The organism is Streptomyces sp. ML-6, from assembly GCF_030116705.1.
Classification (GTDB): Bacteria; Actinomycetota; Actinomycetes; order Streptomycetales; family Streptomycetaceae; genus Streptomyces.
This window is the reverse complement of record NZ_JAOTIK010000001.1, coordinates 3,356,740-3,376,170: the sequence shown is the minus strand read 5'-3', so window position 1 is coordinate 3,376,170 and position 19,431 is coordinate 3,356,740. Positions and strand designations below refer to the sequence as shown.

Below are 19,431 nucleotides of genomic sequence, written 5' to 3'. Positions count from 1 at the left end.
TGTCACCGGACACGGCCGCGCGGCCGTCTCGGACCGTGCGTCCCGCCGCGGACCGCGCACCCGTCGCCGGGCACGGCCGCGCGGTCCGGTCCGTCGCCGGGCACGGCGGGCACGGGCTCCGGTCCGCCGCCATGACCGGCGGAGATCGCCGTACGGCGTCTTCCGGGAGCGGCTTTGTCCCGGTTGACCCGGAGTGCGCACCCTCTCGACCCGGTGCGCATCCCCGTGCGGGCCATCTGGAACCCGGGGCACTCCTCCGGCGTTGATAGCTTGGGGCGGCCACGCAGCCGTCATCGATCGATCCAGGAGCCCGGACCCTTGAATACGCTTGCGCTCGGACCGAGCTGGCTGGACCCGGACTATCTCATCGGGCAGTTCGGACTGCTCGGTGTGCTGGTCATCGTCTTCGCTGAATCCGGTCTGCTGATCGGTTTCTTCCTGCCCGGAGACTCCCTGCTGTTCACCACCGGTCTGCTGGTGACCGCGGGCAAGCTGCACGCGCCGCTCTGGCTGGTCTGCGTCCTGGTGGCGCTGGCGGCGATCATCGGCGACCAGGTGGGCTACCTCTTCGGCCGCAAGGTCGGCCCGGCGCTCTTCAACCGCCCGGACTCCCGCCTCTTCAAGCAGGAGAACGTCGAGAAGGCGCACGAATTCTTCGAGAAGTACGGCCCGAAGTCGCTGATCCTGGCCCGCTTCGTGCCCGTGGTGCGTACGTTCACCCCGATCATCGCCGGTGTGAGCCGGATGAACTACCGCTCGTTCATCATGTTCAACATCATCGGCGGGATACTCTGGGGCGTCGGCGTCACGCTGCTCGGCGCGGCCCTCGGCAAGGTCGAGTTCGTCCACCAGAACATCGAGGCGATCCTCATCCTGATCGTGCTCATCTCGGTGGTGCCGATCGCGATCGAGTTCCTGCGGGCCCGCTCCAAGTCGAAGAAGGAAGCGGCGGAGGGCGGCGGCGAGGGCCGGGCCCCGGCCGCCGGAAACGCCCCCGCCCCGGGCCAGCGCGGCCGCCACGCCAAGCGCTGACCCGGCCACCACACCCCCGGGCCGATCCGCAGCACACGAGCGGGTCGGCCCGAGCCGTACGCACGGGCCAGGGGCCGGGGCCGGAGTCCGAGCCGTACGTACGGGCCAGGGAACCAGGAACGGTCAGAAGCCGCGCGTCCGCTTGGCCGCGCGGCGGTTCGCCCCGCCGACCGCTCCCGGCACCCGCATGAACAGCCGGGAGATCTCGCCCCCCAGGTTCACCCCGATCGCGATGGCCAGCGCCGTGGCCACCGCGGTCGACAGCGAGGCGAGCCCGGTGTTCACCCGCCCCTGGGCCACGGCCAGCAGGCCGAAGTACGTGGCCGAACCCGGCAGCAGCGGGCCGATCGCCGCCGTGATGAACGGCAACGACGAGGTGTACCGGTAGCGCGAGAACAGCTGCCCGAACAGGCCCACCAGTCCGGCCGCCGTCGCGGTCGCCAGCACCGGCGAGATGCCGCCGGTCCTGGCCATCGCCCCGTAGATCACCCAGGCCACGGCGCCGTTGAGGGTCACCGCGAGCACCGTGGACCGGTCCTGCTGGAGCAGGATCGCGAAGGCGAAACAGAGCGCCATCGACGCCAGGATCTGCACCACCGGCCGGTCGTGGGGGACGAACCTGGCCTCGGGGTTCAGCTGGGCACCCAGCTGGAGCCCCAGGTACAGCACGAGCAGCACGCCGACGACGATGCCGATGAACAGGTACATGACTTCGAGCAGCCGCGCGGCCGCGGTGATGTAGAAACCGGTCAGTCCGTCCTGCACGCCCGCCACCAGGGCCCGCCCCGGCAGCAGCGCGAACAGCCCACCGGTGATCACCGCCGAGGGCCGTACGTCCGACCAGTGGGTGAGGGTCAGCGCCACGCCCATCGCGGCGGGCGGCATCGCGGCCACCACGAACTGGTAGAACTCCGGCAGCCCCCGCCCGGCGCAGAGCCAGGCGAGCCGGTCGCCGAGCATCGCGCCGACCGCGGCCACCACGAACACCAGCGGACCACCGCCCACCAGCACCGAGGCCGCCCCCGCGAGCCCGCCGGCGGCCAGCGTCAGCACCCAGCCGGAGTACGGGTGGCGGTTGCGGCGGATCTCCGCCAGCCGCCGGTAGGCCTCCTCCAGGGAGACCTCGACGTCCTCCGCGGTGATGTCGTCGATGAGCCGGAAGACCGCGGCCAGCCGGGTGTAGTCGGTGCCGCGCCGGCGCACGGTACGGCTCGCCGTCACCGGGTCGTCGACCAGCGAGGGCTGGTGCGAGATCGACAGCAGGGTGAAGGTGACGGTCGGTTCGCAGCGGTCCAGGCCGTAGCTGCGGGTCACCGCGAACATGGCCGCCTCGACGTCCTCGGCGCCCTCGCCGCCCGCCAGCAGCAGCTCCCCGATGCGCAGCGTCAGGTCGAGCACGCGCGGCACCGCGGGCCCCGCCTCGTCGGACTTCTGCACCAGCTCGGGCGCCGGGCGCTCGGCGACCGGCATCCGCAGCATCGTGCGCATCCGGTCCTGCCAGGGAGCCTCCTTGGTCAGCCGGACCATCGGTATGCCCTGGGCCGGGGTGAAGGCGGGCGACGGGTGCCGGTCGCCGTAGGTACTCGGCGGGGCGAAGGCGGAGCCGATCGTGTCCTGTCCCGAGCCCTGCCCCGAACCCGGACCGGAACCGGAAGCGGAACCGGTGCCCGTCCCCGGGGCGTCCGCCAGACCGGCCGGAAGGGCGAACTCCGACGTCGGATGGTCGTCCTCGGGCCCGGGCGCGCGCTGCTCCACCCCGGCAGGCGGGACGAAGGCGCTGCGCGCCTCGTCGGACTGGGGCTTCTGGTCCTCCGGACCGCCCGGTTCCGCCACCACTGACCCTCGCTCCTCGTCACTACCGCGCGTCCATGGCTGCGCTTGTGCCCAGTATGGCCACGGACAAGCCCGCGGACGCCAGAAGATCCGGAACGGGACCGGGAGGGGCCTTCCAGGAGCCGGCCCGCAGGACCCGGCGCACCCGCGGACCGGGTGCGCGGGGCGGTACGCGGAACGGGCGGCACTCCCATGGAAGGAGTACCGCCCGTTCCCGTACGGAACCGCAAACGGAACCGTGTCGCGTACTTCGGTCACGTGCCTCGGTTCACGCGCCGAAGCCCACGTGCACCGGCTCGTGCACGTCGGCTCGCGTACCTCGGCTCACGCACCCGGCCCATGCGCACGGGCCCGTTCGTACGAACCCGTGCGGCCGGACCCGCGCGCCGCGGCCGGACACCGGCCGCGAGCCGGTGTCAGTGCGCGCCGCCCTGCGCCTCGAGACGCTTGTAGGAGGCCTCGATCTCGGCCTCGGCCTCGGCGCGGCCGACCCAGTCGGCGCCCTCGACCGACTTGCCGGGCTCCAGGTCCTTGTAGACCTCGAAGAAGTGCTGGATCTCCAGGCGGTCGAACTCCGACACGTGGTGGATGTCGCGCAGGTGCTCCACCCGGGGGTCGGAGGCCGGCACGCACAGCAGCTTGTCGTCGCCGCCGGCCTCGTCCGTCATCCGGAACATGCCGATGGCGCGGCACTTGATGAGGCAGCCGGGGAAGGTCGGCTCGTCCAGGATGACCAGCGCGTCCAGCGGGTCGCCGTCCTCGCCGAGGGTGTTCTCGACGAAGCCGTAGTCCGCCGGGTAGCTGGTCGAGGTGAAGAGTCGACGGTCCAGGCGGATCCGACCGGTCTCGTGGTCCACCTCGTACTTGTTCCGCGAACCCTTCGGAATCTCGATGGTGACGTCGAACTCCACGGGTGGCTCCTCCATGATCAACACATACGACTGGTGATTAAGTGTCCCCCACGCAGATGTGTGCTCGCGAAAGGGGCTGGTCAACGGTGGACGAGCCGGTGAAAAGACCGTCGGTCAATCCGTTGGACAGGCTGGGCCGACTCACCCCTCGGGGTGCCGTGCTCAGGCTGAAGGGACTGAACGACCGACAGTTCACCGCCGTCTCCGCCGGGCTCGGCCTGGTGCTCGCGGCCGGCGTCGTCCTTGCCGCCGGCCCCTGGGACTCGGGTCAGCGTAAGGCCGAGCAGGACTGGGCCGCCGCCCGGAGCCGCACAGGTGGCGCACATCACGGCACCGGCACCCCCGACGGGCCCGCGCCCGCGCCCAGCGCCCCGGCCGTTCTCGCCGCCCTCACCCCCGCCGACAACGCCGCCCCGGACGCCCGGCACACCCCCGACAGTGCGGCCCCGGACCTCCGCGCCGTCCTCGACCCGCTGCTGAAGGCCCCCGCCCTGGGCACCCGGCACACCGCCGTCGTCATCGACACCGCCGACGGCACCCGGCTGTACGGCAAGGGCGCCGACCTGCCCATGACCCCCGCCTCCACCGTCAAGATCGCCACCGCGGCCGCCGCGCTGAGCGCCCTCGGCCCCGACCACCGCATCGCCACGAAGGTCCTGGTCTCCCCCGACCACCGCCGGATCACCCTGGTCGGCGGCGGCGACCCCACCCTCGACCGGGCGGGCCTGCGCGCGCTCGCCACCGGCACCGCGCGCGCCCTGAAGGCCCACGGCGTCGACCGGGCCCGCCTCTCGTACGACACCTCCCGCTACTCCGGACCCGCCCGCCACCCGATCGGCCCCAACGAGAACATCGCGCCGGTCAGCGCCCTGATGATCGACGAGGGCAGGCTCGACGACACCGACAGCGGACCCGCCCCGCGCAGCGACGACCCGGCGAAGGACGCCGCCGAAGCCTTCGCGAAGCTCCTCGACGACGCCGGGATCGACACCGGGTCCGGGCCGGGGCACGGCCGCCCGGCCGCCGGGTCCCGGCAGGTCGCCCAGCACCTCTCCGCCCCGATCTCCGCCCTGGTCGAACGGGCCCTGACCAACAGCGACAACGACATCGCCGAGGCGCTCGCCCGGCAAACCGCCATCAAGGCGGGCCGGCCCGCCGACTTCGCCGGTGCCCGACGGGCCGTCACCGAGCAGCTCGGGAAGCTCCGCCTCCCGCTGACCGGCGCCGTCCTCGCCGACGGCAGCGGACTGGACCGCAAGGACAAGGTCACCGCCCGGCTGCTGGCCGGCCTCCTCGCCCGCGCCGCCGACCCGGCCCACCCCGAACTGCGCCCCGTCCTCACCGGCCTGCCCGTGGCCGGCTTCACCGGCACGCTCAGCGACCGCTACAGCGGGAAGTCCGCGGGAACCGGCCTGGTCCGCGCCAAGACCGGCACCCTCACCGGCGTGAACACCCTCGCCGGAACGGTCGTCGACGGACAGGGCCGGCTGCTCGCCTTCGCCTTCCTGGCATCCGGCACCACCTCCCCCTCCGAGGCCCAGTCCTCCCTCGACGCGCTCGCCACCGGCCTGGTCGCCCGCGCCCGTTGAGGGCCCGCCGGACGACCCCGGCCGGGCCGCCCCGGCCGGATCCGGGCCGGTCGACACCGCACCGCGGACGGGGCCGAGCACGTACGGTTGACGCATGACGAGCATCGGTGGTGCCCAGATGGTCGACTGGAACCTCGCGGTCGCGACCGCGACCCGACTGGTCCGGCCGGGGCCGGAGATCAGCCGGGAGGAGGCCCGTGAGGTCGTCGCCGAGCTGCGCCGGCACGCCAGGGCCTCGGAGGAGCACGTCCGCTCCTTCACCCGGATGATCCCCGAGGGGACCGAACCGGAGGACACCCCGGTCCTGGTGGTGGACCGGGCGGGCTGGATCAAGGCCAACGTCGCGGGCTTCCGCGAACTGCTCGGCCCGCTCCTGGGCAAGATGCAGGACCGGCGCGCGGGCACCGCCGGCGGCGCCGTGCTGGGCGCGGTCGGCGGCAAGGTGACCGGCGTCGAGGTGGGGATGCTGCTGTCGTTCCTGGCCTCCCGGGTCCTCGGCCAGTACGAGACCTTCGCCCCCGCCACCCGCGAGCTGCCCGCCTCGGCCGGCGGCGGCAGGCTCCTGCTGGTCGCCCCCAACATCGTCCACGTCGAGCGCGAACTCGACGTGGACCCGCACGACTTCCGGCTCTGGGTCGCGCTCCACGAGGAGACCCACCGCACCCAGTTCACCGGGGTGCCCTGGCTCCGCGACCACCTCCAGGGCGAGATCCAGTCATTCCTCGACGAGACCGACGTCGACCCGATGACCGTCCTGGAACGGCTCCGCGAGGCCGCCCAGTCGCTGGCCGGGGGCCGCCCCGAGGGCGAGGCCGGCGAGGACGGCGGACGCAGCCTGGTCGAACTCGTCCAGACCCCCTCGCAGCGGGAGATCCTCGGCCGGCTCACCGCCGTGATGTCCCTGCTCGAAGGCCATGCCGACTACGTGATGGACGGGGTCGGGCCCGACGTCGTCTCCTCCGTCGGCGAGATCCGGGAGAAGTTCCAGCAGCGCAGGGCACGCGGCGCCGGCCGCCTCGACCAGGCGCTGCGCAAGCTCCTCGGGCTCGACGCGAAGCTGCGCCAGTACCGCGACGGCGAGCGGTTCGTCCGCGCCGTGGTCGACGAGGTCGGCATGGACGGCTTCAACCGGGTGTGGACCTCGCCGAACACCCTGCCGACGAAGGCGGAGATCGCGAAACCGGCGGACTGGGTCGCGAGGGTGCACCGCAGGGCGGAGCCGTGAGCACCACGGGCCCGACGGCGGACGACGGGGAACGCCCGGCAGCGGGGACCGCGACGCCGCGGTCCCCGCTGCCGGGCGCCCGTCGGCAGGTGCCGAGGCGGCGCGGCCCGACGACGGGCCCCGGCAGCAGGTGTTGCGGCCTCGCGGCCCGACGGTGGGCGCCCTGAACGAGAACGCGCCGGTAATCACCCATCCGAGGGACCGTAGGGGCACGGGAAGGCGTGCAATGCTCGATGGACGTCTTGCCTCTGTCACCATCGACGCACTCTGAGTGACGGCCCGTCTTCCGTCCGCCACTTCGAGGCATCTCCCGAAACTTCACGAAGGGCACCGGACATGGGTCCCCATCCTGCGGTCGCGGCGATACGCCTGGCGGTCCGCCGCGTACTCCACGACGTACTCACCGAGCACACCCGAAACGCCGGACACCTCCGGCACACCCCGCACCCCGAGCTCGCCGAAGCCGGTGCGGGCAGGCAGCGCGCCGCACTCCCCGAACGCCCCGACACCCCGCTGGTGCTGGTGGCCTGTTCCGGCGGCGCCGACTCCATGGCGCTCGCCTCCGCCCTCGCCTTCGAGGCCCGCAAACTCGACATCCGGGCCGGTGGCATCACCGTCGACCACGGCCTCCAGGACGGCTCCGGGGCCCGCGCCGCCGAGGTCGTCGACCGCCTCACCGCCATGCACCTCGACCCGGTCGAGGCCGTGGCCGTGCGGGTCGGCCGGGAGGGCGGCCCCGAGGCCGCCGCCCGTGAGGCCCGCTACGCCGCCCTGGACGCGGCGGCCGAGCGGCACGGCGCCGCCGCCGTCCTGCTCGGGCACACCCGTGACGACCAGGCGGAGACCGTGCTGCTCGGTCTCGCCCGAGGCTCCGGCATCCGCTCGCTCTCCGGCATGGCCGCCGCGTCCGGACCGGCCGGCCGCTACCGCCGCCCCTTCCTCCAGCTCGACCGCCAGACCGCCCGCAAGGCCTGCCTCGTCCAGTCCCTGCCCGTCTGGGACGACCCGCACAACACCGACCCCGCCTACACCCGCTCCCGACTGCGCCACGAGGGTCTGCCCGCCCTGGAGAAGGCGCTCGGGAAAGGGGTGGTCGAGGCCCTCGCCCGTACGGCCCAGCTCTCCCGCGACGACGCGGACGCCCTGGACACCTGGGCCGCCGAGGCCGAGCGGACCGTACGGGACGAGGCCGGCCGCCTGGAGTGCGCCAAGCTCTTCGCCCTGCCCCCCGCCGTGCGCCGCCGGGTGCTGCGCCGGGCCGTCATGGAGGCGGGTTCCCCGGCCGGATCGCTCTTCGCCCGCCACATCGAGGAAGTCGACCGGCTGATCACCGGATGGCGCGGCCAGCAGGCCATCAACCTGCCCGGACGGGTCGAAGCCCGGCGGCAGGGTGGCAGACTGGTCATTCGGCAGAGCTGAAGCACGAGCGGTCGGCACGCAGCGGACGGCCGCACAGGCCACGGGCGGCGCCCCGTGACCGGCAGGCAGAGAAAGAGACGCGGGTGAACGAGAAGGACATGGGCACCGACCTCCAGTCGGTGCTCCTCACCAAGGAAGAGATCGACGCGAAGCTCGTCGAGCTGGCCGCGAAGATCGACGCGGAGTACGCGGGCAAGGACCTGCTCATCGTCGGCGTCCTCAAGGGCGCGGTCATGGTGATGGCGGACCTGGCGCGCGCGCTGTCCACCCCCGTCACCATGGACTGGATGGCCGTCTCGTCGTACGGCGCGGGCACCCAGTCCTCCGGCGTGGTCCGGATCCTCAAGGACCTGGACACCGACATCAAGGGCAAGCACGTCCTGATCGTCGAGGACATCATCGACTCGGGCCTGACCCTGTCCTGGCTGATGTCGAACCTCGGCTCGCGCGAGCCGGCGTCCCTGGAGATCTGCACCCTGCTGCGCAAGCCGGACGCGGCCAAGGTCGCGCTCGACTGCAAGTGGGTCGGTTTCGACATCCCCAACGAGTTCGTCGTCGGATACGGGCTGGACTACGCGGAGAAGTACCGCAACCTCCCCTTCGTCGCCACCCTCGCCCCGCACGTCTACGGCGGCTGACGCCCCGCGCGTCCCCGGCGGCCCGCACCCCGCGCGTCCGCGGGACCGGCCGCCGTCGCCCGGCCTCCCACCCTCGCCCGGCCCGGACGCCCGGACCGGCCGGGACCGGCGGGGAACCTTTCACCGGATTCCCGTCGTTGAGCTCTGGAAGGCGGGTTTTGACAGACGTACCCGGCGGTCCCGAGTGACAATGCTGGGGTACCGTCCGAAGAAACAGTCTTTTCTCACAGCAGCATTTACCTACGGGCAGGAGGGACGGGGCGGCTTCGCCCCGTATGGATGGACGTGAAGCGATACTTCCGTGGGCCGGTCATGTGGATCGTGCTGGCCGTCCTCGCCGTGGTCGTGTTGATGCAGGTCGTCGGCTCGTCGGGCGGCTACAAATCGGTGGACACCGGCAAGGTGATCCAGGCGATCAGCAAGGACCAGGTGGAGCAGGCCAAGCTGACCACCGGTGACGAACAGATCATCAAGATCGAGTTGAAGAAGGGCCAGAAGCTCCCGGGCGAGTCCGGAAGCAAGTTCCAGGCGAACTACATCGGCAACCAGGGCGTCGACCTCGCCGACACGCTGCAGCAGAAGTTCGAGAGCGGCGCGATCGACGAGGGCTACACCGTCTCGCCGTCGAAGCAGTCCCCGTTCATCTCGATCCTCCTGACGCTGCTGCCCTTCATCCTGATCGTGGTCGTCTTCCTGTTCCTGATGAATCAGATGCAGGGCGGCGGCTCCCGGGTGATGCAGTTCGGGAAGTCCAAGGCCAAGCTGATCACCAAGGACACCCCCAAGACGACGTTCGCCGACGTGGCGGGGTCGGACGAGGCCGTCGAGGAGCTCCAGGAGATCAAGGAGTTCCTCCAGGAGCCGGCGAAGTTCCAGGCCGTCGGCGCCAAGATCCCCAAGGGCGTCCTGCTGTACGGGCCTCCCGGTACCGGCAAGACGCTGCTCGCGCGCGCCGTCGCCGGCGAGGCGGGCGTTCCCTTCTACTCGATCTCCGGCTCCGACTTCGTCGAGATGTTCGTGGGTGTCGGCGCCAGCCGGGTCCGCGACCTCTTCGAGCAGGCCAAGGCGAACGCCCCGGCGATCGTCTTCGTCGACGAGATCGACGCCGTCGGCCGGCACCGCGGCGCCGGCATGGGCGGCGGTCACGACGAGCGCGAGCAGACGCTCAACCAGCTGCTCGTCGAGATGGACGGCTTCGACGTGAAGGGCGGCGTCATCCTGATCGCCGCCACGAACCGGCCGGACATCCTCGACCCGGCGCTGCTGCGTCCGGGCCGCTTCGACCGGCAGATCGCGGTCGACAGGCCGGACATGCAGGGCCGTCTGGAGATCCTCAAGGTGCACCAGAAGGGCAAGCCGGTCGCGAAGGACGTCGATCTCGGCGCCGTCGCCCGCCGCACGCCCGGCTTCACCGGTGCCGATCTGTCGAACGTGCTGAACGAGGCGGCGCTCCTCACGGCGCGCGGCAACCAGAAGCTGATCGACAACAAGATGCTCGACGAGGCCATCGACCGCGTCGTGGCGGGCCCGCAGAAGCGGACCCGGATCATGTCCGAGAAGGAGAAGAAGATCACCGCGTACCACGAGGGCGGACACGCTCTGGTCGCGGCGGCCTCTCCCCAGGCGGACCCGGTCCACAAGATCACGATCCTCTCCCGCGGCCGTGCCCTCGGTTACACGATGGTGCTCCCGGAGGAGGACAAGTACTCCACGACGCGCAACGAGATGCTCGACCAGCTGGCCTACATGCTGGGCGGGCGCGCGGCCGAGGAGCTGGTCTTCCACGACCCGACCACCGGCGCGGCCAACGACATCGAGAAGGCCACCGCGACGGCCCGGGCGATGGTCACGCAGTACGGCATGACGGAGCGGCTCGGCGCGATCAAGTTCGGCGGCGACAACACCGAACCCTTCGTGGGCCGTGAGATGGGCCACCAGCGCGACTACTCGGAAGAGGTCGCGGCGCTCGTCGACGAAGAGGTCAAGAAGCTCATCGAGACCGCCCACAACGACGCGTGGGAGATCCTCGTCGAGAACCGCGACGTGCTGGACAACCTGGTCCTCCAGCTCCTGGAGAAGGAGACGCTCGGCAAGGAGGAGATCGCCGAGATCTTCGCCCCGATCGTGAAGCGCCCGGCCCGCCCGGCGTGGACCGGTTCCTCCCGGCGCACCCCGTCGACGCGCCCGCCGGTGCTCTCGCCGAAGGAGCTCGCCCTCACCAACGGCGCCACCACGGCGAACGGCTCGGCCGTCCCCACGGACACCGCCCCGAGCACCGAGGCGGTCCCCGAGGAGCGTCCCGAGGTCTGACCCGTCCCCCGGTGTGGCCCCTCTCACGGAGCCGCTCGGGGACCGGAATGGAAGCCGCGCCCCCACAGGTTCTAGCCTGTGGGGGCGCGGCTTTTCCGTACAACCGTGCGGAGACGTGCGCGAGTGACAGCTCAGAGGAACGAGGCACAGATGACCGACCCGGTGACGCTGGACGGCCAGGGCTCGATCGGCGAGTTCGACGAGAAGCGGGCCGAGGCGGCGGTACGCGAACTCCTCATCGCGGTGGGCGAGGACCCGGACCGCGAGGGACTGCGCGAGACGCCGGGGCGGGTGGCGCGGGCGTACAAGGAGATATTCGCGGGCCTGTACCAGGAGCCCGAGGACGTCCTCACGACCACGTTCGACCTGGGTCACGACGAGATGGTCCTGGTCAAGGACATCGAAGTGTTCTCGACCTGTGAACACCATCTGGTGCCGTTCCGGGGCGTCGCGCACGTCGGGTACATCCCGGCCACCACCGGGAAGATCACCGGTCTGTCGAAGCTGGCCCGGCTCGTCGACGTCTACGCCCGTCGTCCGCAGGTGCAGGAGCGGCTGACCACCCAGATCGCCGAGTCCCTGATGGAGATCCTGGAGCCGCGCGGGGTCATCGTCGTCATCGAGTGCGAGCACATGTGCATGTCGATGCGCGGCATCCGCAAGCCGGGGGCGAAGACGCTGACCTCGGCGGTGCGCGGGCAGCTGCGCGATCCCGCGACGCGCGCCGAGGCCATGAGCCTGATCATGGCGAGCTGACCCGGAGCGGCCGGGCGGGCGCCGAGGGCACCCGCCCGCAGGGCCGTCCGGGGCTCGGACCCGCTCGGGCTCGGACCCGCTCGGTGGGTGGCCCGTCCCGGCCGGAGAGGGTCCTACGCGGCCGCCGAGCCCCTGCCGCCGTCGTCGTGGTCGTCGTCGTCCGGGAGCTTGCAGATGCGTTCCAGCCAGAGGGCCGCGGCGACGACCGCGATGCCGGCCAGGACCGAGAAGCCCGCGTAGATCGCCTGGTCGCGGCGGGCCGGTACGTCGAGGGAGCCGAGCAGGAAGACGCCGACGCCGCCGTACATGCCGGAGACCAGGGCGACGACCAGGGCGCTGGCCTGGCCGAAGACGACCGCTCGGGCGGCCATCAGGGGTTCGACGCCCTTGGCTCCCGGTCGGCGCTCGCGCTGGGCGCGCAGCCGGGAGCGGATCGAGAACGCCGTGGCCAGCAGGATGACGGCGATCACCGCGAGCACGATCGGTGCGGCGAGGGGCACGCTCGGCAGGGTGCCCAGGGAGTCCCAGAGCCGGGCGCCGCTCCAGGAGAGCACCCCGGCCGCGGCGAAGAGGCCCGCCAGTACCCCGAGCCGTAGTTGCTTCACCGAGTGGTCCGCCCTTCGCCGCAGTGGTCCGTGTGCCGGTGGCCGGTCCCGGCCGGCCCGCGCGGTGTCGCGCCGTCGGGACCGGGCCCGCCCGCGGCGGACCCTTTCCGTGTCCGTCGAGCCTAACGACTACTCGGGCAGACGGAGTTCCAGATCGGGCCGGGGCAGCACGCCCTCCCGGCCGACGGCGGCCAGCAGCTCCGCGACGGGTCCGGCGCCGGGCAGCTGGGCCCCGGGGTCGATGTCGTGCCACGGGGCGAGGACGAAGGCCCGCTCGTGGGCCCTGGGGTGGGGGAGGGTGAGCACCGGGTCGTCGGAGACGACGTCCGCGTACGTCACGATGTCGACGTCTATGGTGCGCGGTCCCCAGCGCTCCTCGCGGACCCGGTCGAAGGCCTCCTCGACGGCCTGGCCGCGCTCCAGGAGGGACGACGGGGGCAGGGTCGTCCGCACGATGATCACCGCGTTGAAGTACGAGGGCTGCGAGCCGGGGTCGACGCCCCAGGGCTCCGTCTCGTACACCGGGGAGACCGCCTTGACCCGCAGGCCGGGGGTGTCCTCCAGGGCGTCGACGGCCCCCTGGAGGGTCTCCAGGCGGTTGCCCAGGCTGGACCCCAGGGAGATCACGGCGAGCTTGGGGTTGGACAGGGTGGTGTCCGCGGCGTCGACCTGCTCGACCACGGAGGCGGGTACCGGCTGCACGGTCGGGTCGCTCTGCCCCTTGGCGGAAAACGCGGTCATGTCCGACTCCGGGTGATGGTGATGGTGACGTCGTCGAAGGGGACGGTGATCGGCGCGTCCGGCTTGTGCACCACGACCTCCACCTCCTCGACCCCTTCGTGCTCGAGGCACGTCCGGGCGATGCGTTCCGCGAGCGTCTCGATCAGGTCGACGGGTTCCCCCTGCACCACCTTGACGACCTCCTCCGCGACGATGCCGTAGTGCACCGTCTTGGCCAGGTCGTCGGTGGCCGCCGCGGGGCGGGTGTCGAGGCCGAGCACCAGGTCCACGATGAACGTCTGGCCCTCTTCCCGTTCCCGGGGAAAAACGCCGTGGTGTCCACGGGCCTTGAGGCCGCGCAGCGCGACACGATCCACGCGAATCACTCCTGCTGTCGTTGGGCGTAGAGACACGGGGCCGCGTGCGGACGGCGAGGTGCCCTCTTTCGAATCTACCTGCGGGCACCGACAGTGCCCGCCCGTGGGGGCCGTGGGCAGGACCTCACGGGGCTGGTAGCCGCGTATACCCACCTCGCCGGATTCCAACCGCTTTCCGGGGCGCGGCCGTCCGGCCGTCCCCCGCCGGAGGGGCGTTTTCCGGCCGGGGACACGGGGTTCTCCGGGTCAGGAGGAGGACTCCTCGCCCTCCTCCTCGCCGGTCTCGGCCAGCACGGGCGAGCCGTGGTGGGACCAGAGTTTCCAGCCGTCGGGTGTGTGACGGAACACATTGGTGGCCACGACGAGTTGGCCGACCAGCGGGCCGAGCGCGTTGCCGTCCTCCGCGGGGCCGCCACTGAGGATGTTCTCGGTGCAGGTCACCAGGGCGGTGTCCCCGGTCATGGCGACCACGACGTCGGTCAGGAAGAACTGGATGTACTCGGTGTTCGCCATGATCAGGGCGTAACTGCGCAGCACCTCGCCGCGCCCGGTCAGCACCGGCCAGCCGGGGTGGACGCAGGAGACGGTGAGGTCCTCGCCGGGCAGCCAGAGCCGGGAGAGCTCCTCGAAGTCGCCGCGTTCCACCGCCTCGTAGAAGGCGGTGTTGGCCTCTTCGACGGCCGCGATGTCGGCGGCCGCCTCCGCGTGCTCGTCGCGGCCCCCGCTCACGCGGCTCCCTCGACGGCGCGGGCGACCCGTACGGCGTCGGCGGTGGCCCGTACCTCGTGGACCCGGACGGCCCAGGCGCCCGCGTGGGCGGAGAGCGCGGAGACCGCCGCGGTGGCGGCGTCGCGTTCGCGGGCGGGCGGTGGCGCGAGGCCCTCGCCGGCCAGTACGTGGCCGAGGAACCGCTTGCGGGAGGCGGCGACCAGCAGCGGGCGGCCCAGGGCGCGCAGCGCGTCGAGGTGGGCGACCAGGGCGAGGTCGTGGGCGGCCTCCTTGGCGAAGCCGAGACCGGGGTCGATCACGATCCGTTCCGGCGCGATGCCGCCCGCCACCACGGCGTCCATCCGCTCCCGCAGCTCGGCGACGACCTCGGCGACCACGTCCCCGTACACCGCCCGGCTGTTCATGGACTCGCTGAAGCCGCGCCAGTGCATCACCACGAACGGGGCGCCGGACGCGGCGACGACCGGGACCATGTCCGGGTCGGCGAGGCCGCCGCTCACGTCGTTGACCAGGGCGGCCCCGGCCGCGACGGCCTCCTCGGCGACCCGGGCCCGCATGGTGTCCACGGAGACCGTGACCCCTTCGGCCGCCAGGCCCCGGACCACCGGGACGACGCGCCGCAGCTCCTCCGAGGCGTCCACCCGACTGGCGCCGGGGCGGGTGGACTCGCCGCCGACGTCGATCAGGTCGGCGCCCTCGGCGACCAGGTCGAGGCCGTGTTTGACCGCGGCCGTGGTGTCGAACCAGCGGCCCCCGTCGGAGAAGGAGTCCGGGGTGACGTTCACGACACCCATGACCGCACAGCGGTCCCACTCCGGCAGGCCCCGGACCGTGCCTCGTCCACGCAACGTACTCATGCGACCAGCGTAGGCCCCGTACGGCGCGGTGCTACGCCGCGCGTACGTGCTGCTCCTGCCCGGAGGCCGGGGCGTGGGCGCAGGGCCGGGGGGCCGGGGCCGGGAAACGCCGGGCGAGGGGGCGGGGCAGCGAGACGTTCACGAAGCCCTCCGCCCGCATGGCGGCGAGCGAGATGCGGGGCAGGTCGCGGGCGGTCCGGTAGACCACGAAGCGGGGCTCCCAGCGGGGCCGGAACTTGGCGTTGAACTTGTACAGCGACTCGATCTGGAACCAGCGCGACAGGAAGATCAGCAGTCCGCGCCAGACGCGCAGCACCGGTCCGGCGCCCAGCTTCTCGCCCCGGGCGAGCGCCGAGCGGAACATCGCGAAGTTCAGCGAGACGCGTTCGACCGAGAGCCGGGGGGCCGCCTGGAGGGCGGCGACGATCAGCAGTTCGTTCATGCCGGGGTCGGCGGAGCGGTCGCGGCGCATCAGGTCGAGGGACATGCCGTCCTCGCCCCACGGGACGAAGTGGAGCACGGCCTTCAGGTCGCCGTACGGGGAGTCGGCGGGGTGCTCGCCGGCCTTGTGGGCGGTCGCGACGACGCAGTCCCCGTCGGCGGGGTCGCCGATCCGGCCGAGCGCCATGGAGAAGCCGCGCTCGGTGTCGGTGCCGCGCCAGTCGGCGGCGGCGCGGCGGATGCGGTCCAGTTCGGCCCCGCCGATGTCACGGACGCGGCGGACCCGGGTCTCGTAGCCGAGCCGTTCGATGCGCTTCACCATCTGGCGTACGTTGCGCATCGGCCGCCCGGCGAGCGAGAAATCCGCGACGTCCACCACCGCCTCGTCGCCGAGTTCCAGTGCGTCGAGGCCGGTCTCGCGGGTCCAGACCTCGCCGCCGGTCTCGCTGCAGCCCATCACGGCGGGGGTCCAGGAGTGGGCCCGGGCCTCGTCCATGAACCGTTCGATCGCGCCGGGCCACGCCTCCACGTCGCCGATCGGGTCGCCGCTGGCCAGCATCACCCCGGACACGACGCGGTAGCAGACGGCGGCCTTGCCGCTGGGGGAGAAGACGACGCCCTTGTCGCGGCGGAGCGCGAAGTGGCCGAGCGAGTCCCGGCCGCCGTGCTTCTCCAGCAGGGCGCGCAGCCGGGCCTCGTCGTCCTCGGTGAGGCGGGCCGCCGGGTGCTCGGGGCGGAAGGCGAGGTAGATGGTGGTGACGGCGGTCAGCAGGCCGAGGGCGCCGAGGGAGTACGCCACGGTCCAGGAGGTGTCCCCGGAGTAGTCGACGGGGCCTTCGAGGCCGAACATCCCGTACAGCACGTGCTGGAGGCGGTCGGCGATGCTGGGGCTGCCCACGACCCGGCCCGGGTGGGCGCTGACGACGACGAGGCCGAGGGCGATCGAGCCCGCGCCGAGGAGCACGAAGTTGGCCAGGGCCCGCCAGCGGCTCCGGGGGTCGGGCAGGGCGGCGAACTCGCCGCGGTGCCGGACCAGCAGCAGGCACAGGGTCAGCGAGACGAGGGTGCCGAGGACCGAGTGCCGGTAGGTGAACTGCGCCAGCGCCCCGGCCGGCAGCAGGACGACGGCGGCCCGCCAGGCCCGCCGCTTGCGCCGTTTGAGGCCGTGGGCGAGCAGCAGCAGGAGGATGCCCGTGCTCAGCGAGAGGGCGGCGGCGAACGGCCCGAGGGCGCCGGGCAGCACCTCGGCCAGGGTGTGCATCCGGCTGTGCCGGAAGCGCGGGAAGACACCCGCGGCGATGTCGATCAGGCCGACGACGGTGCAGGCGGTGCCGACCAGGGCCGGTACGGACTCGGGGCGCGGGCCGCGTACGAACCTGCGGACCGGACCCGGAACCGATCCTGATTTATCCCCATCTAGCGTGACAGACATCGCTTCCCGTGGTTCCGCGAGAGATTCTTGTGTCCTTCGGTCGTAGCCCTCCGGACGATGTGCAACCTGTAGGACGAGGCTTCCGGAGTGAGGGTTCACCCGTCGGCCGGAAATTTCCAGACAAGAAAGCTCACGCATGGGCCTCACCAGCAATGTGTTCCTGGGTCTGGTCGCCGCGCTGGCGGTGGCGTTCTTCGCCGCCACGGTCTGGCTCTGGCCCCGGCTGGCCCGGCGCGGCGTGCGCGCGGTGCTCGGCCGGATCGGTCTGCTGCTGGCGACCCAGGTGACGCTCTTCGCCTCGGTCGGTCTGCTGGCCAACAATTCCTTCCTCTTCTACGGCTCGTGGGACGACCTGCTCGGCCGGGAACAGGACCTGGGGGTCGTCACGGACCACGCCGCCGGGACCCTGGCCACCAGGAACATCGTCCGGGTGGGGGTGCAGCTGCCGGACGTGCCGGGCGCCCCGCGGCCGGAGCGGAAGGGCCGGATCGACAAGGTCGTGATCTCGGGCCGGGAGTCGGGGATCGAGAGCCCGGCGTACGTGTACCTGCCGCCGGAGTACTTCCAGCCGGAGTTCGCCCGCCGGAAGTTCCCCGCCGTCGTCGTCCTCACCGGTTACCCGGGCACCGCGGAGAACCTGCTGAAAGGCCTCAAGTACCCGCGCACGGCGTACGAACGGGTGAAGGCCGGCCGGGCGCAGCCGATGGTCCTGGTGATGCTGCGGCCGACGGTGGCGCCGCCGAGGGACACCGAGTGCGTGGACATCGAGAACGGGCCGCAGACCGAGACGTTCTTCGCCGAGGACCTGCCGCGGGTGGTCTCGGACACGTACCGGGTCGGCAGGCTCCCCCGCAACTGGGGCATCATGGGCAACTCGACCGGCGGTTACTGCGCGCTGAAGATCGGGCTCCACCATCCGGACCGGTTCGCCGCGAGCGCCGGGCTCTCCGCGTACTACAAGGCGGCCGAGGACCCGACGACCGGCGACCTCTTCCACGGCGACCAGGGGGCGCGCGACCGGGCCGATCTGCTGTGGAGCCTGGACCACCTGCCGAAGCAGCCCGCCTCGTCCTTCCTGGTCACCACGTCCCGGCGGGGTGAGGACAACTACCGCTCCACGCAGCGGTTCATCGAGAAGGTGAAGCCGCCCGCCCAGGTCTCGTCGATCGTGCTGGACAGCGGGGGGCACAACTTCAACACCTGGCGGCGGGAGATCCCCCCGGCGCTGGACTGGATGAGCAGCCGGCTCAGCGAGAACTGACGGGGGGCCGGGACCGGGGGAGGGCGCCGGGGCTCAGGACGAGCGGGTGCTCGCCACGCTCTCGACCGCCACCCCGGCGCGCGGGACGTCCCGGGCGTCCGCGTCGATCGAGCGGCGCAGCGCCTCGTGCAGCCGGGTCGGGGTGAGCACGCCGAGGAAACGGCCGCCGTCGCTCCCGTCCACGACGGCGATCCAGCCGGCGTCGTGCTGGAGCATGGTGGCGAACGCCTGCTTGAGCGGGGCGCCGAGGGGCAGCCGCGCCTCCATCGTGCGGGCGTGGGCGCGCACCGTCCCGTCGGTGGGTGCGCCGGGGGCGGGGGCGGGGGTGGTGGCGGTGGCCGGGAGCCAGCCGTACAGGTTGTCCTCGCGGTCCAGCACGACGGCCCAGCGCGCCCCCTCGGCCCGCAGCCGTCCGGTCGCCTCCGCCAGGGGGTCGTCGAGGCGGACGACCGGCGGGTGGTCGAGGTCGCTCTCCTCGACGGGGGTCACGGACAGCCGCTTGAGGCCGCGGTCGGCGCCGACGAAGTCCGCGACGTACGGGGTGGCCGGGGCGCCGAGCACGGTGGCCGGGGAGTCGAACTGCTCGATGGAGCCCTGCCCGTAGACGGCGATGCGGTCCCCGAGCCGGACCGCCTCCTCGATGTCGTGGGTGACGAACAGCACGGTTTTGCGGACCTTTTCCTGGAGTTTCAGGAATTCGTTCTGCAGGCGTTCCCGCACGACCGGATCGACCGCGCCGAAAGGCTCGTCCATCAGCAGTACCGGCGGATCCGCGGCCAGCGCACGGGCCACGCCGACGCGTTGGCGCTGACCGCCGGAGAGCTGTTCCGGATAGCGGTCGCCATAAACGGAAGGATCGAGTCCGACAAGGTCGAGGAGTTCCGCGGCACGCTCCCGCCCCTTTCCCCGTTTCCAGCCCAGGAGATGGGGGACGGTCGCGGTGTTCTCCAGGATCGTGCGGTGCGGGAAGAGTCCCACCTGCTGGATCACATAGCCGATACGGCGGCGCAGCCGGACGGGATCGATGGCGGATATGTCGTCCCCGTCGAGGAATATCCGTCCCTCGGTCGGTTCGGTCAGCCGGTTCACCATCTTCATGGTGGTCGTCTTGCCGCATCCCGAGGGTCCGACGAGCGTGACCAGTTCACCCTCGGCGACCTCGAAGGAAAGGTCGTCGACGGCGGTGGTGCCGTCCGCGTACCGCTTGGTGACGTGCTCGAATCGGATCATGGTTCCCCATTGTGGCGCGTGTTCCGTGAAGGACGTGTTGCTGAAATGCGACGGGCCTCGGTGATT

Annotated in this window: 17 protein-coding genes; 8 read left to right on the top strand and 9 right to left on the bottom strand. The window is 72.0% G+C overall.

All coding sequences use genetic code 11. From position 1 onward, the window contains the following. Positions 1–318 precede the first annotated feature (318 nt). Positions 319–1,032 carry a DedA family protein gene (locus tag OCT49_RS14670; RefSeq protein WP_283852321.1) on the top strand — a complete coding sequence of 238 codons (714 nt, stop codon included), beginning with the start codon at positions 319–321 and terminating at the stop codon, positions 1,030–1,032. Positions 1,033–1,155: 123 nt separating this feature from the next. Here OCT49_RS14670 and OCT49_RS14665 read toward each other — a convergent pair whose 3' ends face one another. Both OCT49_RS14665 and OCT49_RS14660 read right to left on the bottom strand, forming a co-directional pair. Further along, positions 1,156–2,868 (bottom strand): threonine/serine exporter family protein, encoded by a 1,713-nt coding sequence (locus tag OCT49_RS14665; protein WP_283852320.1) that lies wholly within the window; start codon positions 2,866–2,868, stop codon positions 1,156–1,158. A 413-nt stretch (positions 2,869–3,281) separates the two neighbouring features. Further along, positions 3,282–3,776 (bottom strand): inorganic diphosphatase, encoded by a 495-nt coding sequence (locus OCT49_RS14660; protein WP_003968257.1) that lies wholly within the window; start codon positions 3,774–3,776, stop codon positions 3,282–3,284. An 86-nt stretch (positions 3,777–3,862) separates the two neighbouring features. Between OCT49_RS14660 and dacB the strand changes: the two genes are divergently transcribed. The 6 genes from dacB (at position 3,863) to folE (ending at position 11,713) form a co-directional block, all read left to right on the top strand. Beyond that, positions 3,863–5,365: a D-alanyl-D-alanine carboxypeptidase/D-alanyl-D-alanine endopeptidase gene (dacB, locus tag OCT49_RS14655; RefSeq protein ID WP_283852319.1), complete on the top strand. Its 1,503-nt coding sequence runs from the start codon at positions 3,863–3,865 to the stop codon at positions 5,363–5,365. A gap of 94 nt (positions 5,366–5,459) precedes the next feature. Next, positions 5,460–6,590 (top strand): Rv3626c family coenzyme F420 biosynthesis-associated protein, encoded by a 1,131-nt coding sequence (locus OCT49_RS14650; protein ID WP_283852318.1) that lies wholly within the window; start codon positions 5,460–5,462, stop codon positions 6,588–6,590. A 336-nt stretch (positions 6,591–6,926) separates the two neighbouring features. Continuing rightward, a complete protein-coding gene (gene tilS / locus OCT49_RS14645; RefSeq protein ID WP_283852317.1) occupies positions 6,927–8,009 on the top strand; it encodes a tRNA lysidine(34) synthetase TilS in 1,083 nt (360 codons plus the stop codon). Between the two features lie 98 nt (positions 8,010–8,107). Then, positions 8,108–8,647 (top strand): hypoxanthine phosphoribosyltransferase, encoded by a 540-nt coding sequence (hpt, locus tag OCT49_RS14640; RefSeq protein WP_283855804.1) that lies wholly within the window; start codon positions 8,108–8,110, stop codon positions 8,645–8,647. 279 nt (positions 8,648–8,926) lie between these two features. Beyond that, positions 8,927–10,957 carry an ATP-dependent zinc metalloprotease FtsH gene (ftsH, locus tag OCT49_RS14635; RefSeq protein ID WP_283852316.1) on the top strand — a complete coding sequence of 677 codons (2,031 nt, stop codon included), beginning with the start codon at positions 8,927–8,929 and terminating at the stop codon, positions 10,955–10,957. Between the two features lie 150 nt (positions 10,958–11,107). After that, positions 11,108–11,713: a GTP cyclohydrolase I FolE gene (folE, locus tag OCT49_RS14630; RefSeq protein ID WP_283852315.1), complete on the top strand. Its 606-nt coding sequence runs from the start codon at positions 11,108–11,110 to the stop codon at positions 11,711–11,713. A gap of 113 nt (positions 11,714–11,826) precedes the next feature. Here the strand turns inward: folE and OCT49_RS14625 are convergent, their stop codons facing one another. The 6 genes from OCT49_RS14625 to OCT49_RS14600 all read right to left on the bottom strand — a co-directional run bounded on the left by OCT49_RS14625 (position 11,827) and on the right by OCT49_RS14600 (position 16,874). After that, entirely contained in the window at positions 11,827–12,318 is a 492-nt protein-coding gene (locus tag OCT49_RS14625) for a DUF3180 domain-containing protein (RefSeq protein WP_283852314.1), read from the bottom strand. A gap of 129 nt (positions 12,319–12,447) precedes the next feature. Next, the gene (gene folK, locus OCT49_RS14620; protein WP_283852313.1) at positions 12,448–13,059 is read right to left on the bottom strand and encodes a 2-amino-4-hydroxy-6-hydroxymethyldihydropteridine diphosphokinase; all 612 of its coding nucleotides are present in this window, start codon (positions 13,057–13,059) and stop codon (positions 12,448–12,450) included. Next, the gene (gene folB / locus OCT49_RS14615) at positions 13,056–13,415 is read right to left on the bottom strand and encodes a dihydroneopterin aldolase (RefSeq protein ID WP_283852312.1); all 360 of its coding nucleotides are present in this window, start codon (positions 13,413–13,415) and stop codon (positions 13,056–13,058) included. The genes folK and folB overlap by 4 nt, the downstream gene beginning before the upstream one ends. Before the next feature lie 246 nt (positions 13,416–13,661). Next, a complete protein-coding gene (locus tag OCT49_RS14610; protein WP_283852311.1) occupies positions 13,662–14,144 on the bottom strand; it encodes a nuclear transport factor 2 family protein in 483 nt (160 codons plus the stop codon). After that, the gene (folP, locus tag OCT49_RS14605) at positions 14,141–15,001 is read right to left on the bottom strand and encodes a dihydropteroate synthase (protein ID WP_502963377.1); all 861 of its coding nucleotides are present in this window, start codon (positions 14,999–15,001) and stop codon (positions 14,141–14,143) included. The genes OCT49_RS14610 and folP overlap by 4 nt, the downstream gene beginning before the upstream one ends. 31 nt (positions 15,002–15,032) lie before the next feature. Beyond that, complete coding sequence (locus OCT49_RS14600) at positions 15,033–16,874, bottom strand: phosphatidylglycerol lysyltransferase domain-containing protein (RefSeq protein WP_283852310.1); 1,842 nt, start codon at positions 16,872–16,874, stop codon at positions 15,033–15,035. Between the two features lie 136 nt (positions 16,875–17,010). On the opposite strand from OCT49_RS14600, the gene OCT49_RS14595 reads away from it, so the two are divergent. Then, a complete protein-coding gene (locus tag OCT49_RS14595; RefSeq protein ID WP_283852309.1) occupies positions 17,011–18,135 on the top strand; it encodes an alpha/beta hydrolase in 1,125 nt (374 codons plus the stop codon). 33 nt (positions 18,136–18,168) lie between these two features. Here OCT49_RS14595 and OCT49_RS14590 read toward each other — a convergent pair whose 3' ends face one another. After that, positions 18,169–19,365: an ABC transporter ATP-binding protein gene (locus OCT49_RS14590; RefSeq protein WP_283852308.1), complete on the bottom strand. Its 1,197-nt coding sequence runs from the start codon at positions 19,363–19,365 to the stop codon at positions 18,169–18,171. Between the last annotated feature and the right edge of the window lie 66 nt (positions 19,366–19,431).